The 13151-nt window shown below is 68.5% G+C and carries 13 protein-coding genes; 8 read left to right on the top strand and 5 right to left on the bottom strand.

Going from position 1 to position 13151, the window contains the following annotated elements; all coding sequences use genetic code 11:
* Positions 1 to 1195, bottom strand: a 1195-nt coding sequence (locus tag AC5YDA_RS13680; protein ID WP_496193017.1) for an IS256 family transposase, incomplete at its 3' end; no start/stop codon positions are given.
* A 114-nt stretch (positions 1196 to 1309) separates the two neighbouring features.
* Here AC5YDA_RS13680 and AC5YDA_RS13675 point away from each other — a divergent pair.
* Both AC5YDA_RS13675 and AC5YDA_RS13670 read left to right on the top strand, forming a co-directional pair.
* Positions 1310 to 1798, top strand: a complete 489-nt coding sequence (locus AC5YDA_RS13675; RefSeq protein ID WP_188334695.1) for a helix-turn-helix domain-containing protein — start codon at positions 1310 to 1312, stop codon at positions 1796 to 1798.
* A complete protein-coding gene (locus AC5YDA_RS13670) occupies positions 1795 to 2346 on the top strand; it encodes a DUF6036 family nucleotidyltransferase (protein WP_496193139.1) in 552 nt (183 codons plus the stop codon). Before AC5YDA_RS13675 ends, AC5YDA_RS13670 begins: the two co-directional genes overlap by 4 nt.
* An 83-nt stretch (positions 2347 to 2429) precedes the next feature.
* Here the strand turns inward: AC5YDA_RS13670 and AC5YDA_RS13665 are convergent, their stop codons facing one another.
* Complete coding sequence (locus AC5YDA_RS13665) at positions 2430 to 2954, bottom strand: hypothetical protein (RefSeq protein WP_496193138.1); 525 nt, start codon at positions 2952 to 2954, stop codon at positions 2430 to 2432.
* Positions 2955 to 2990: 36 nt separating this feature from the next.
* On the bottom strand, positions 2991 to 3356 hold the full coding sequence (locus tag AC5YDA_RS13660; protein WP_165490206.1) for an META domain-containing protein: 366 nt from the start codon (positions 3354 to 3356) through the stop codon (positions 2991 to 2993).
* Between the two features lie 187 nt (positions 3357 to 3543).
* On the opposite strand from AC5YDA_RS13660, the gene AC5YDA_RS13655 reads away from it, so the two are divergent.
* From AC5YDA_RS13655 to AC5YDA_RS13645, 3 genes are all read left to right on the top strand, one after another.
* Positions 3544 to 3780 carry a recombinase family protein gene (locus tag AC5YDA_RS13655; protein ID WP_131170230.1) on the top strand — a complete coding sequence of 79 codons (237 nt, stop codon included), beginning with the start codon at positions 3544 to 3546 and terminating at the stop codon, positions 3778 to 3780.
* A 1083-nt stretch (positions 3781 to 4863) separates the two neighbouring features.
* On the top strand, positions 4864 to 5280 hold the full coding sequence (locus AC5YDA_RS13650; RefSeq protein WP_342372587.1) for a DUF305 domain-containing protein: 417 nt from the start codon (positions 4864 to 4866) through the stop codon (positions 5278 to 5280).
* A 332-nt stretch (positions 5281 to 5612) separates the two neighbouring features.
* Positions 5613 to 5795, top strand: a complete 183-nt coding sequence (locus tag AC5YDA_RS13645) for a hypothetical protein (protein ID WP_496193137.1) — start codon at positions 5613 to 5615, stop codon at positions 5793 to 5795.
* A 225-nt stretch (positions 5796 to 6020) separates the two neighbouring features.
* Here the strand turns inward: AC5YDA_RS13645 and AC5YDA_RS13640 are convergent, their stop codons facing one another.
* Positions 6021 to 7148, bottom strand: a complete 1128-nt coding sequence (locus tag AC5YDA_RS13640) for a sensor histidine kinase (RefSeq protein WP_324523417.1) — start codon at positions 7146 to 7148, stop codon at positions 6021 to 6023.
* On the bottom strand, positions 7145 to 7858 hold the full coding sequence (locus AC5YDA_RS13635) for a response regulator transcription factor (protein WP_324523418.1): 714 nt from the start codon (positions 7856 to 7858) through the stop codon (positions 7145 to 7147). The genes AC5YDA_RS13640 and AC5YDA_RS13635 overlap by 4 nt, the downstream gene beginning before the upstream one ends.
* Before the next feature lie 753 nt (positions 7859 to 8611).
* On the opposite strand from AC5YDA_RS13635, the gene AC5YDA_RS13630 reads away from it, so the two are divergent.
* The 3 genes from AC5YDA_RS13630 (at position 8612) to AC5YDA_RS13620 (ending at position 13073) form a co-directional block, all read left to right on the top strand.
* Entirely contained in the window at positions 8612 to 10117 is a 1506-nt protein-coding gene (locus AC5YDA_RS13630; RefSeq protein ID WP_496193136.1) for a multicopper oxidase family protein, read from the top strand.
* A gap of 104 nt (positions 10118 to 10221) precedes the next feature.
* Positions 10222 to 10539 carry a hypothetical protein gene (locus tag AC5YDA_RS13625; RefSeq protein ID WP_129459416.1) on the top strand — a complete coding sequence of 106 codons (318 nt, stop codon included), beginning with the start codon at positions 10222 to 10224 and terminating at the stop codon, positions 10537 to 10539.
* Between the two features lie 89 nt (positions 10540 to 10628).
* On the top strand, positions 10629 to 13073 hold the full coding sequence (locus AC5YDA_RS13620) for a heavy metal translocating P-type ATPase (protein ID WP_232547449.1): 2445 nt from the start codon (positions 10629 to 10631) through the stop codon (positions 13071 to 13073).
* Positions 13074 to 13151: the final 78 nt, after the last annotated feature.

Below are 13151 nucleotides of genomic sequence, written 5' to 3'. Positions count from 1 at the left end.
ACCTGACGACCCAGCGTGCCTTTCCGTGGCCGGTGGGGTCAAGCGATCGGGTGGTCAGGTACAGGCACTTCATCGCGGCGGCCTCGTTGGGGAAGTGGCCGCGGGCGTTCACCGCCCGGCGGTAACGGGCGTTGATGCTCTCGATCGCGTTCGTCGTACAGATCACGCGTCGGATCTCCACGTCGTACTCCAGAAACGGCACGAACTCGGCCCACGCGTTCTCCCACAACCTGACGATCGCCGGATAGCGCCCGCCCCAATCGTGGGCGAACTCGGCGAACCGATCCCTGGCCGCGGCCTCCGACGGGGCGGTGTACACCGGCTTGAGGGCCTTGACGATGGCGTCGCGGTGTTGCCGGCCGGCATAGCGGAACGAGTTTCTGATGAGGTGGACGATGCACTGCTGGACGACGGTGCGGTCCCAGGTGGTGGTGATCGCCTCCGGCAGTCCCTTCAGCCCGTCGCACACGGCGATCAGCACGTCGTCGACGCCGCGGTTCTTCAGCTCGGAGAACACCTGCAGCCAGAACCTGGCGCCCTCGGCGCCGTCGCCGGCCCAGATCCCCAGGATGTCTCGTTCGCCGTTGGTGGTGACGCCCATCACCACGTAGAACGGGGTGTTGCGGACCTGGCCGTCGCGGACCTTGACCACGATCGCGTCGACGAAGATCACCGGATAGAGCGGGTCCAGTGGCCGGCTGGACCATTCAGCGAGCTCGCCGGCGACCTTCTCGGTGATCCGGCTGATGGTGTCCTTGGACACCTTCGCCCCATACACCTCCTCGAAATGGGCGGCGATCTCACCGGTCGTCAGGCCGCGGGCCGACAGCGACAACACGATCTGGTCGATCCCGTCCAGGCGCCGTTTCCGCTTCGGCACGATCACCGGCGTGAACGAGCCGTCCCGGTCCCTGGGCACCTCGATCTCGACCGGCCCGATCTCGGTCAACACCGTCTTCGACCGGGTGCCGTTGCGCATGTTCGTGCCCAGCGGCGCTGCGCCGTGCTCGTGGCCCAGGTGCTCGGTCAGTTCCGCCTCCAGCGCGGTCTCCAGGACCTGCTTGGTCAGCCCCGACAACAACCCGCCCGGGCCGACCAGGGACATTCCCTGAGCCTTGGCCTGGGCGAGCAGCTGCTCGGCGAGCTGCTTCTGATCGATGATCTCTCCCGTCACGGGGTCGATCATCTCGGTCATCTCGGTCGTGTCAGTCACGGCCATCTCCTTTCGGATCAGGCCGGACCCCCACACACCGTTACTCCGACAGTCCCTAGTCCGGGCATGGGTGGTCGGGAGGTCCTGCGCGAGGTGATGACTGAGAGCAAGGTGTCTCAGTCGGAGTTGTCGCGGATGAGTGGGGTGCGGCAGCCGAGTATCAGTCAGTTCTTGTCGGGCCGGATCGAGATGAGCGACGAGATGCTGGATCGGCTGCTGTCGTGCTTGGGGTATCGGCTTGAGGTGGTGCGTCGCCCGGTCCGGGTGGAGTTGGACCGGTCGCACCTGCGGAGTTGGCGCCTGCACCGCCAGTTGGCCACTCATCTGGACACCGGCGTGTTGGACGACTGGGTGCCGACGATCCGGCGGAACGTGGAGCGGTTGCGGCACCGCGTTCAGGGTGAACCTCATGTGTCGAACCTGGGCCGGTGGGAGGTGTTGGTGGAGCAGCGCGACGTTCCCGGGCTGCGCCGTGTGATGACCGGCCTAGACACCGACTCGGTGCAGATGCGGGAGGTGTCGCCGTTGGGTGGATTGTTGCCGCAGTCGGAGCGGGCGAAGGTGCTGGCGGTGGTCGGCCGATGAGACGCGACCAGTTGGAGCATGCGATCCGGACGGCGTGCCAGATCATCGGGCATCCGGCGGTGATCATCGTGGGGTCCCAGGCGATCTTGGGCAGCTTCGGCGAGGACGAACTACCGGTCGAGGCGACCATGTCGGTGGAGGTCGACGTGCTGCCCATCTCCGACAACAACACGGTGACCGCCGAGTTGGCGGACCTGATCGAGGCGGTCGCTGGGGAGTGGTCACCGTTTGAGGAGCAGCACGGGTTCAGCATCGATGGCGTCGACCTCGACACGGCGGTCCTGCCGGCCGGGTGGCGGGACCGGTTGGTGCGGGTCCAGAACACGAATACGGCGGCGTCGTCGTGGAAGCCGTCCGCTACCAGATCGAGCGCGCCCGCAACCGCGACGGCGGCACCCTGGCCGACCCGCCCGCCAGCGGGAAGGGCCGCAACGGCTACACCCACCCGCGACAGCCCTGAACGAACAGGACATCCCAGTCACCGGAAACGTCGCAGGGCAGTGACCACGGGGCGCGGCAGCTCGGGCCAGATGATCGGGACCGCATAGTCGGCCAAGAACAGGAGCGCTGCTCCGGTTAGGACGCGGTCAGCGATCCACCGCCAGGGGTGCAGGTTCCTCGGCGGGAGGCATCAGCGCAGTGTGATGGTGGCCCGCGCGTTAGGCCCTGGGTCGGGTGCGGTGTCGCTGTCCATGCCGTCGGCGGTGACGGTGGCGTTCCACTGCATCGTCTTACCCAGCGGCTTCAACGGCGCCCCGCTGATCACGGTCGTGACGCGGTTGCCCTCCACCTTCGTGACAGGCAGCGGCTGTTCGTGGTTGGTGCCGTCGAGGAACACGAACTGCGCCATGGTCTGGCCGTTGTTGAGCTTCACTCCTACCTGGCCCGAGTGCTGCCCATCAGGACTCGCGACTGCCAGGTAGAGGCCCACCAGGCCCGTGGCGGGAACCGGCCCCGCGAGCGTCCAAGTGGCCTCCAGGTCGCCGCTCTTAAGCACCTGCACGCTCACCTGGGTGAGGTCCGGCCCGGACACGGCATCACCGGTCGGGTCGGTGACCGTGACGGGCTCCGTGGGGACCGCCGGGGCAGCAGAGCAACCGGCCAGCACCAGGGCCACGGCAACGGCAACGGCAACGGCAGTGAAGCGCACGTTCATGGCGCAGACGCTATCGCTTGGGTCGTACTCAATGGGCTAATGTGACGCCGCACGAAGGAAAATCGCTAGTGCCGACCCCTGCGAGTCGAGTAAGGCCAGGGAGTTCCCTCTGACGAGCAGCCGGCTTGCGCTCGTAAGGGCCGCCCGCAGAAGATTGTCTTGGTTCTGGGCCCACTTGGGCGGGCCGCCGAGCGTCTCCCCCAGGAGTGTCATGTGCATCGTTCCGTCTTCGCCCAGTGAGTATCGACCGTACGCGGTGTTCACACTGTCGTGACAGAATAGCTTGCCGTCTAAGGCGAACTGAAGCTCGGCTCTAGCCTCCGCCAGTGGCGGGATCATCTGAGTGCCGTCGTGCAGGGCATCAAGCTTCCAATGCCCCAGCTCGGTGGAGTCCGATCTCATGGACTCCACCGTACGACCCCAAGGAAGATGGGTGTAGGTGGGCTTCGCCCTCATCAGACGATGGGTTCGCGAGAAGTCGCGCCAGAGAACCCGCTCCCGCGTGCGGCGTGTCTCACTCAACGCTCCCGCACGGGCCGTGAGGTTCACATCGGAAGTTAGAGCACCCACGCGAAGGAGCCGGCTCGTCATGATCTATGGATACGCCCGCGTTTCGACGCAGGACCAGGACCTCGACGCCCAGGTGGACCTACTGCGGAACGCCGGTGCGGTTCGCGTGTACGCGGAGAAGGTCTCAGGCGTTGCGATGAACCGTCCCGAGCTCGGGGTGTGCCTCGACGACCTCGAGCGGGTCGAGAGGACCTCCGGCGCGTCGGCGCGTCGCGCCGACGCGGACGCCCTGCTGTTCGCTGGCCCCTCCTCCTGATCGACGCCGATAACCGGTGCGTTGGCGTGGTCGTGAGCACCGCCGAGGCGCGCTCCTCGGTGGCCGCTGGTCGCGCCGCCACCTGGGCGTCCCAGGTGACGCCCGCGGTGGCCGCGGTCGACGTCCCCCCCAGGAGCCACGGCGCCTCTCAGCGGCTCACGGCCACCACGCGTCCAGCAGCCGTGACGCCGCGTAGCCCGCCAGCCACCCCGCGGCACGCCACCCCCAGACACCGACAGTCACCCACCAGCTGCGCTCGTTCCTTGAGTCGGGCTGACCTTCATGATTAGTGCTCATGCCCTTCCTGTGCAGGCTGGCTGCAACCACGCCCCAGGTAGTGCCCCGCGCGGTTGGTCAGGCGTCCACCAGACCCTGCCCGGACCGCCCTTTTCCGGTCCCAGCCAGCCAACCACGGAACCATCGTGTTGGGGCAAGGGTTCGCTTCGCCGCTTCGCGCCCTTGCCCCAACACCGTGGGAACCTCCCCGGAACGGAGAGCCTGGCATCCTCATCCGCCAGACAGCCTTCGTTGAGACCGACCGCTGGTTGACCTTCGGTGACGGCAGTGACGACGTGCGCCGGATGCGCGCGACTCAGTGAGGTTCGGTTTCGAGTCCCCTGGGACACGAGCCCGGACCGGCGCCGCGGCGTCCGCCGGTAGGAGAACTACTTGAGATTTTCTAGAGGGGTAACCACGGGGGTGGCGGGTGTCTGCTGGGTGGGTAGACAGGCTGCCGGCCCTCTCGCGCGCAGCTGTTCGGTGTCCAACGGGGTGTACCTGACCACCCGATCGCTTGACCCCACCGGCCACGGAAAGGCACGCTGGGTCGTCAGGTGGAAGCCCGCCCTGAACGCCTTCGCGATCACCTTCGCAGGCAGGTTCGAGAGAGCCACTCACTAGAAACCGCCGGGCCTCACACACCGTTTATCTGACAGACCCTAGTGATCCGAAGGAGATGCCATGAGTAGCGAAGACGATCGATCCTCAGAGCGGGCGTCGCATCAGGGGACAGGCCACACTTCACACGATCGTTCGGGGAAGGCCAGTGACCCCGGCCTGGGTACTTACGTGCGTTTCGGTCTGATGATCTTGACCTCTTCAGTGGTGATGTACATCGTCATGTACCTGAACACTTACTCGATCGACCACGTCTTCTGGAGTTGGACGCGGTTCTTCATGACGATGATGTCCGCGGCGACCATGACTGTCGTCATGTTGACCTTCATGCTGGGGATGTACCGCAACCGGATGGTGAACGCGGTGATCGTGGTGGGAGCTGTCGTGGTGTTCGGTGCGGGCCTTGCCCTGGTCCGCACCCAGGCCACCGTCGGCGACGTCGCGTGGATGCGGGCGATGATCCCGCACCACTCGATCGCGATCCTCACCAGCGAGCGCGCCCACCTCGAGGATCCGCGGGTCCGTGAGTTGGCGGACTCGATCATTGAGGCGCAGCGCAAGGAAATCGAGGAGATGAAGGCCTACATCAAGGAGTTGGAGTAGGGGAACGGGCTCCCGGTGCAGGCGGCCGAGGCGACGCGCGATGCTCGGCGACGTCCCGTGCACCAGCCCGCGTGGTGATCGTGGAGGGCGATTCCGTGCACGGGCCGCAACCCGAACGCGTGGTCAGCGAGGCCGATCTGCTGGTGGGGGCGCGAGTGGAGGGCTTGGAGGCCGCCAGTTGACCAGCTCTGTGAGGTGCGATCGGTGGCTGCATGGAGGGAGCTGAGGAACGCCGACAGATAGTTGGCGTGGGTCTTGCCACTGACCGGAGCGCGCGTCGGCGATTTGTGCGCTGGACCGGCCTCTCGGCGACGGGGCCGAGCACCTCCGCCGTGATCGAAGGCATCATGATATTGGTCGCTGTGGCGTTCATCCTGTGGACCTCGGTGGTGCTTTCCTCAACCCGCTCCAGTTGGAGAACGTGGGCGTCGGGCTGGCATTCGGTGGTCGCGTCCGCCGTCAACGGCGCCGTCGCCGTCGCCGTGGCCCTCATGCGAGCCGCATGCGCCGCTTGATCAGGCTGACTGCTGACGGAAATACCTGATGACCGACCTGTGGACCTCGGCCCGGAGTCGTGCCGGGTGTCATATGGAAGCGGACGTTCTGCCTACTGTCTCCTGGACGACGCGGACGGCTTGGCGTCAGCTCGCAGGCCACCCGGACGAGGGCGTGACGCCGGCGCAATGAGCGGCTGTCCGGTCAGCGTCCACAGCGGAGGAGCGGGTGTCACGGTCTTGCCCTCACCGCCCCGATTGGTGCGTTTCCCTGGGGAGGGTGAGTCGCAGGGTGGCGCCGGTGCCCTCCCCGTCGCTGGTGGCGGTGAGGCTGCCCCCGTGGGCTTCGGCGAGTGCTTTGGCGATGGTGAGCCCGATGCCGGATCCGCCCTTGTCGGCCTCCCTGGCGGCGTCGCCGCGGTAGAAGCGCTCGAAGATGTGCGCGAGTTGTTCGGCGGTCATGCCTTGGCCTGTGTCGGCGACGCTGATGGTCACGGCGTCCGGGGTCGAGGTTGACGTCACGTCGACTCGTCTCCCCTGGGGGGTGTGTCGGAGGGCGTTGGTGAGCAGGTTGCCGAGGATCTGGGCGACGCGCTGGGGGTCGGCTCGGACCGGCACGTCGTCGACTCGGACGGTGAGGGTGACGCCTTTGGTGTCGTAGGCGTGCCTGGCCTGACGGATCGCCGGCTCGACCAGATCGGTGAGCGGTTGCACGCTGGTCTGGAGTTCGATGCGTCCTTCTTCGGCTCGGGACACCTCGTCGAGGTCGCGGGCGAGCCGAGTGAGGCGTTGGGCTTGTTGCTCGACGACGGCTTGGGTGTTGTCGTCCCAGGTGAGGACACCGTCGGCGATCCCTTCGAGGTGGGCGTTGAGGGTGGCGATGGGGGTACGCATTTCGTGGGCCAGGTCGGACAGGAGGCGCCGGCGGGTGTTCTCGACGTCGCCGAGGCGGTCGGCCATGGTGTTGAACGTGTCGCCCAGGGTGCTCAACTCGGGGCCGCCGCCCGTGACGGTGACCCGGGCGTCGTAGTCGCCACGGCTGAGCCGGCCGGCCGCCTGGGTCAGGAGCTCGACGGGGTGGCCGATGCGGCGGGTCAGGTACCACGAGATCCCGAGGGAGGCGGCGAGCGCGACCAGCAGCCCGACGGTGAGGGAGATCATGCTGGCGTCGGCGAAGGCGCGTTCGATGTGGACGATCTCGGGAGAGTCGGGCGGGTGGCCCGTGTCCAGGAGGTGGGCGTGGAACAGCGGTGGCCCGATGATCGCGGCGGTCAGGCCGGCGCTGGCCACGATGGCGAACAGGACGATGGCCTGGGCGACGAACAGCCTGGTGCCGAGCCGCCACGCTGCGATCGCCTCAAGCAGGCGGGTCACCCTCGTCCCATTCGGTAGCCGACGCCGCGGATGGTGGTGATGTAGCGCGGTTCGGTGGGGTCGTCGTCGAGTTTCTTGCGGAGGTTGGCGACGTGGACGTCCACGACGTGTTCGTCGCCGACCCACGCGGTGTCCCACACGGCGTCGATCAGTTGGCGGCGGCTGAGCGCCAAGCGGGGTTGGGCGGACAGGACGTCGAGGATGTCGAACTCGGTGCGGGTGAGGGCGACGGGGTGGTCGCCGATCCACACTTCGTGGCCGGCGGCGTCGATGCGCAGGTCGCCGAACACGCGCTGATCCTCCACCGCGGGGGCGGCGGCGGGTGGGCGGCGGGGGCGCCGCAGCACGGTCTGGACGCGGGCGACGAGTTCGCGGTTGCTGAAGGGCTTGGTGAGGTAGTCGTCGGCCCCCACGGACAATCCGATGAGCCGGTCGACCTCGTCGCCGCGAGCAGTCAGGATCAGGATGTAGCAGTCGGAAAAGGTGCGGATCTGGCGGCACACCTCGATGCCGTCGAGGCCGGGCAGCCCGAGGTCGAGCACGATGACGTCGGGGTCCTCGGCCCTGGCCTGGTCGAGGGCCTCGGGGCCGGTGTGGGCCTGGCTGACCTGGTGGCCCGCGCGGGTGAGGTAGGACGCGATGACGGCGGCGAGTGCGCGTTCGTCATCGACGACCAGCACCTTGGTCGGCAGTGCACCTTCTCTGTTCATATCAGCCAGTATGGCCGCGGCCGGCGCGCCGGCGGTCGGCGGGGCCGGGCTCTCGCGCGGGTCTTGATGCGATCTTGAGAAGGTCCCGGTCGGACGATGTGGCAGCGCCGGGCGCTGTGTCCAGCCGGTGTTCGAGCCAGCGCTGGAGGGACGCCGTTCTCTCGACCGCGCCGTGGAACCGTACGGCGCCTCCTATCGGGGAGGGACTTCGAGGCGGGATTGCGACCCCTTCGATTTGCGATTGGGTGCCGAGCGCGGCTGGGGTGTCAGGCGGGACCTGCATGGACGAGTGAGGTGAACGCCGTGCAGCTGGTTGATGGCCGCATCGGTAGGCGGGTGGGCTCGACGAGCTTGTCGACGGCCGACAAGGCCGTCGCAGCCTCGCCCAGCCGGCGTTGGCAGGGTTCGCTGGGCGACATCACCAGGTGGTCCGATCTTGACCGAACCTGAACCTGCGCCATACGGCGGCGCCACAGCAGGCGGCCACAGTGGCAGGAGGCCAGGAGAGGGGATTGCTATGGGCTGGGAGATGTGGGTCCTCATGCTCATCGGCATGGCCGGCTTCTGGGCAGTGGTCCTGTTGGGCATCCGCGCGCTGTTCCTGGCGGGCGGAAAAACGCCTGAGCCGCGATTCCGCGATGCACCCGAGAACGACGCCACCGCCGGGCGCTCGCAGCCTCGGGCTTCGGCCGAGCCGCCGGCCCGGACCGACTCCTCCTCAACGTCTCGAATAGCACCCATCGAAAGGCACCCATGACTGGCATGTCCCGACGCACGCTCCTGCTCGGCGGACTCGGCCTCGGCGCCGCCGCCCTGACGGGCTGCACCTCCGCGCCGGCCGCCGGCCCCGTCCCCTCCGCGTCTGGCCCGATGCCGACGCTCCCGCCGGCCACCCCGAGACCCGGGCAACGGATCGTCGAGCAGGTCTTGACCGCCAAGCCTGTGACCCTCGACCTCGGCGGACCCACCGTCCCTACCTGGGCCTACGGCGACACCGCGCCCGGTCCGCTCGTGAGGGCTACCGCGGGTGACTTCCTCCGGATACGTCTTGACAACCAGTTGCCCGCGGACACGACCATCCACTGGCACGGGATCCGGCTGCACAACAAGGCGGACGGGGTGCCCGGCATGACGCAGGACCCGGTCCCGGCCGGCGGGTCGTTCACCTACGAGTTCACCGCGCCGGATCCCGGCACGTACTTCTTCCACCCGCACGTCGGCGTCCAGCTCGACCGCGGCCTGTACGCCCCCCTGATCGTCGACGACCCGAACGAGGCGGGCGCCTACGACGCCGAGTGGGTGGTCGTCCTCGACGACTGGGTCGACGGCACCGGCCGCACCCCCGACGACGTCCTCGCGAAGCTGATCGCCGACGGCGGCCCTGCCCCCAGCGGCGGCATGGGCGGCATGGGTGGGATGGGTGGCATGGACCACGGCGGTCACGGTGGCGGCAACGCTCCGCAACCGTGGGGGGATGCCGGCGACGTCACCTACCCCTACTTCCTGATCAACGGACGCGTCCCCACCGCACCCGCCACGTTCGAGGCCAAGCCGGGCCAGCGCGTCAGGATCCGGCTGATCAATGCGGCGTCCGACACGATCTTCACGGTCGCGCTCGGCGGCCACCGACTGACGGTGACCCACGGCGACGGCTTCCCCGTGGAACCGCGGGAGGTCGACGCCCTCTACCTCGGCATGGGCGAGCGCTACGACGCCCTCGTCACCCTCGACGACGGCGTGTTCCCCCTGGTGGCTCGTCCGTTCGGCAAGACCGAGGGCGGCCAGGGCTTGGCCCTGGTCAGGACCGGTTCGGGTCAGGCCCCCGGCCCCGACGTGTCGCCCGCCGAACTGGCCGGGCGCATCCTGCTGGCCACCGACCTGCGTCCCCACGAGTCGGTGAGGCTGCCTTCACGATCGCCGGACGCCACCGCGCACATGTCGTTGGAGGGGTCGATGAGCCCGTACCGGTGGGGCATCAACGGGGCCCCGTTCGGGCAGAACCAGCCGCTCACCGTGCGTGAGGGGCAACGGCTGCGGCTCAACGTGATGAACATGACGATGATGACCCACCCCCTGCATCTGCACGGGCACACGTTCGCGCTGCCGTCGGGGCTGCGGAAGGACACGGTGCTGTTGGCGCCGATGCAGTCGATGGCGCTCGACCTGGACGCCGACAACGTCGGTGACTGGATGGTCCACTGCCACAACATCTATCACGCCGAAGCGGGCATGATGATCGGCCTGCTCTACCGCGGCTGAGCGGGAACGTTGACGCGACCTTGACGGTTCCCACAACCAGACCCGACCTTCGTCGACCAGCCTCGTTGGTGTAACGATCCGACCGACGTCAAGGAGTCCCTGCCATGAATCACGACCACACCGACCATCGCGCCATCCCGCCGGCCGGCAGCGACCCGTACGACCGGTTCGCCGCCGACCCGTTCGCGCCGACCACCCCGGCACCGCCCGTTGGGCAGCAGGCCCCTACGGCCCAGCCCGTGCGGCACCGGTGGTGGATGCACCTGCTGATGTGCGCCCCGATGCTGGCTGTCGTCGGATTCCTCGTCGCCACCGGGGCGGCGGGCGGCGGCGTCATCGGCTACGCCCTGCTGTGCATGGCGATGATGGGCGCGATGATGCTGTTCATGAACCAGGGCTCCGCTGGCGGCCACAAGCATTGACCCCGACACCCCCACGAACCCCATCGCCGAGCCACCCCGATCCCCCGAGTGGCTCGGCGATGGCCCGTCCGCCCTGACAGGAGAATGTGATGAACCTGAACTCCACCGCCGAGTCGGTCGTGCTGCACGTGGGTGGCCTGCACTGGGCCACCACCGCCCACGGCGTCGAACAGACCCTCCTGACCCGGCCAGGCGTGCTGGCGGTCGACGCGAACGCGATCTCGCAGACGGCGACCGTCACGTTCGACCCGACGCGGACCGACGTCGCCGAACTTCAGGGCTGGGTGCGCGAGTGTGGCTACCACTGTGCCGGCGAGTCACAGCCCACCCACGTGTGCGTTCCCCGCATCGAACCGGCAGGTCATCCCGGCGGGCACGCAGCCCCGGACGCCCACGCGCGGCACGGCGGCCCCGGAACCACGGTGCCGCACGGTCATGGGGGGCACGACCAGGCGGCGAGCCACGCCGCGGGGGTGGTGATCTCGCCGCATGACGCGATGGGTCATGGCGGTCATGGGGGGATGTCGATGGACGCCATGGTCGCCGACATGCGCAACCGGTTCCTGGTCGCGGCGGTGCTGTCGGTGCCGATCACGTTGTTCTCCCCGATGGGACGCGACATGCTCGGCTTCGGGCTGCCGGCGCCGTTCGGGTTGCGGGACGAGGTGTTCGCCCTGGTGTTGTCGCTGCCGGTGGTGTTCTACGCGGGCTGGATCTTCTTCGACGGGGCTTTCCGCGCCCTGCGGAACCGGACGCTGGACATGATGGTGCTGGTCGCGATCGCGATCGGCGCCGGGTGGCTGTACAGCCTGTACGTCACGCTCACCGGTGGTGGCGAGGTGTTCTTCGAGGCGGCCGCGGTGCTGACCACGTTCGTCTTGTTGGGGCACTGGTTCGAGATGCGGGCCCGCGGCGGCGCGAACGACGCCATCCGGGCGTTGCTGGACCTGGCGCCGCCGATGGCGACGGTGATTCGTGACGGGGTCGAGGCCGACGTGCCCACCAGCGAGGTGCTGGTCGGCGACCTGGTGCTGGTCCGTCCCGGCGCGAAGGTGCCCGTCGACGGCGTCGTCCGGGAGGGCCGTTCCGAGGTGGACGAGTCGATGGTGACCGGGGAGTCCTTGCCGGTCGACAAGACGGTCGGTTCAGCGGTGGTGGGGGCGTCGATCAACACCACGGGGACGCTGCGGGTGGAGGCCACCAAGGTGGGCGCGGACAGCGCCCTGGCGCAGATCGTCGCGCTGGTGCAGCAGGCGCAGAACTCGAAGGCCCCCGGCCAGCGGCTCGCGGACCGGGCGGCGTTCTGGCTGGTGCTGGTGGCCATCATCGGAGGAGGGCTCACGTTCGGGGCCTGGCTGCTGGCCGGCGCGTCGGTCCAGACGGCGATGCTGTTCGCGATCACGGTGGTGGTCATCACCTGCCCCGACGCCCTCGGACTGGCGACGCCGACCGCGATCATGGTCGGCACCGGTCTGGGCGCCAAGCGAGGAGTGTTGTTCAAGAACGCCACCGCCCTGGAGACCTCCGCGAAGGTCAACACGGTGGTGATGGACAAGACCGGCACGCTCACCCGCGGCGAACCCGAGGTGACCCAGGTCATCGCCGTCGGGGGCGACCCCCACCTCGACCTGGTCGCGGCGGTGGAGCGCGAATCCGAACACCCGCTCGCGGCCGCCGTGGTCACCCATGCCGACGCCCTCGGCGTCGCGACCCGTAAGGCTGCCGAGTTTCGCAACGTGCCCGGCCACGGGGCCACCGCCGTCGTCGACGGACTGGACGTTGCGGTCGGAAACCGGCGGCTCATGGAGTCCCTCGGTGTCGACCTGTCGGCGGCGGGGCCGATCCGCGAGCGGGTCGCCGCCCAGGGCCAGACCGCCGTGTTCGGAGCGGTGGACGGCCGCATCGTGGCGGTAATCGGGTTGGCGGACGCCCCCCGCGAGACCTCCGCCCGGGCGGTCGCGGCGTTGCACGACCAGGGAGTGCAGGTCGTGATGCTGACCGGGGACAATCAGGCGACCGCACAGCGGATCGCCGCCCAGCTGGGGATCGACACGGTGATCGCGGACGTGCTGCCCGGCGACAAGGCCGCCCATGTGGCCGATCTACAACGTCAGGGGCGGGTGGTGGCGATGGTCGGTGATGGTGTCAACGACGCCCCTGCTCTGGCCCAGGCTGACGTGGGGGTCGCGATCGGGGCGGGCACCGATGTGGCGATCGAGACGGCCGACCTGGTCCTCATGCGGTCGGACCCCCTCGACGTGCCGACCGCCCTGACCATCGGCCGTGGCACGCTGCGGAAGATGCGGCAGAACCTGGGCTGGGCGGTCGGTTACAACGTGGTCGCCCTGCCGATCGCGGCCGGCGTGTTTGCCGGCGTCGGGCTGACCCTACGGCCAGAGATCGCTGCGCTGTCGATGTCCGGTTCCAGCCTGATCGTCGCTGTCAACGCCCTGCTGCTGAAGCGGTTGCGGCTCCCCGACGAGCACCACCGCCGACCAGGCACCCCGGCCGCGCAGGCTGCGTCGGGATCTTGACGCGACCTTGATCCGATCCTGCCGATCCGGACACGAGACCCACCTAACCTGACACCAGAAGCGGTACCCCTGGGGGGT

Source organism: Propioniciclava sp. LT294 (assembly GCF_059516005.1).
This window is presented reverse-complemented; position numbering and strand designations above follow the sequence as displayed.

What these genes read in the sequence shown, in the direction of transcription:
- AC5YDA_RS13620 (WP_232547449.1), top strand. Translation starts at nt 10,629, where the DNA reads ATGAACCTGAACTCCACCGCCGAGTCGGTCGTGCTGCACGTGGGTGGC.
- AC5YDA_RS13665 (WP_496193138.1), bottom strand. Translation starts at nt 2,954, where the DNA reads ATGAACGTGCGCTTCACTGCCGTTGCCGTTGCCGTTGCCGTGGCCCTG.
- AC5YDA_RS13670 (WP_496193139.1), top strand. Translation starts at nt 1,795, where the DNA reads ATGAGACGCGACCAGTTGGAGCATGCGATCCGGACGGCGTGCCAGATC.
- AC5YDA_RS13625 (WP_129459416.1), top strand. Translation starts at nt 10,222, where the DNA reads ATGAATCACGACCACACCGACCATCGCGCCATCCCGCCGGCCGGCAGC.
- AC5YDA_RS13650 (WP_342372587.1), top strand. Translation starts at nt 4,864, where the DNA reads ATGATCTTGACCTCTTCAGTGGTGATGTACATCGTCATGTACCTGAAC.
- AC5YDA_RS13655 (WP_131170230.1), top strand. Translation starts at nt 3,544, where the DNA reads ATGATCTATGGATACGCCCGCGTTTCGACGCAGGACCAGGACCTCGAC.
- AC5YDA_RS13675 (WP_188334695.1), top strand. Translation starts at nt 1,310, where the DNA reads ATGACTGAGAGCAAGGTGTCTCAGTCGGAGTTGTCGCGGATGAGTGGG.
- AC5YDA_RS13630 (WP_496193136.1), top strand. Translation starts at nt 8,612, where the DNA reads ATGACTGGCATGTCCCGACGCACGCTCCTGCTCGGCGGACTCGGCCTC.
- AC5YDA_RS13660 (WP_165490206.1), bottom strand. Translation starts at nt 3,356, where the DNA reads ATGAGATCGGACTCCACCGAGCTGGGGCATTGGAAGCTTGATGCCCTG.
- AC5YDA_RS13635 (WP_324523418.1), bottom strand. Translation starts at nt 7,858, where the DNA reads ATGAACAGAGAAGGTGCACTGCCGACCAAGGTGCTGGTCGTCGATGAC.